Here is a 275-nt window from a genome sequence, read left to right as displayed (position 1 = left end):
GGACGTTGTGCGACGAGCCGGGCGGTGACAGCTATGTTGCCCCTTGTGGAAAGATTTCTCGACATCGCTGTCGTCGACGTGGATATCGAGGACCCTGCCAATGCCTGGTGCTCGGGCCGCCTCGTCGACAGTCAGACGCCACAGTTTTCGTTCTATGCCGGCGGACACCTCATTGACCACAAGGCTGGTTTTGGCGGCTACAGCTCGCTGCGCTACTGGCTCGACGACCCGCTCGGGTTCAACGGCGGACTTCCCGTCACTACCGAGGCCGAGTC

General features: G+C 61.8%; 1 protein-coding gene. It reads left to right on the top strand.

All coding sequences use genetic code 11. The features are described from left to right. Positions 1-33 precede the first annotated feature (33 nt). A partial coding sequence (locus tag EOD29_RS31645; RefSeq protein WP_164763935.1) for a hypothetical protein occupies positions 34-275 on the top strand: 242 nt, incomplete at its 3' end.

Origin of the sequence: Mesorhizobium sp. M1A.T.Ca.IN.004.03.1.1 (assembly GCF_003997555.1) — a bacterium.
Taxonomy (GTDB): Bacteria; Pseudomonadota; Alphaproteobacteria; order Rhizobiales; family Rhizobiaceae; genus Mesorhizobium.
The sequence above is the reverse complement of the archived record's forward strand: the minus strand, read 5'-3'. Positions and strand labels throughout refer to the sequence as shown.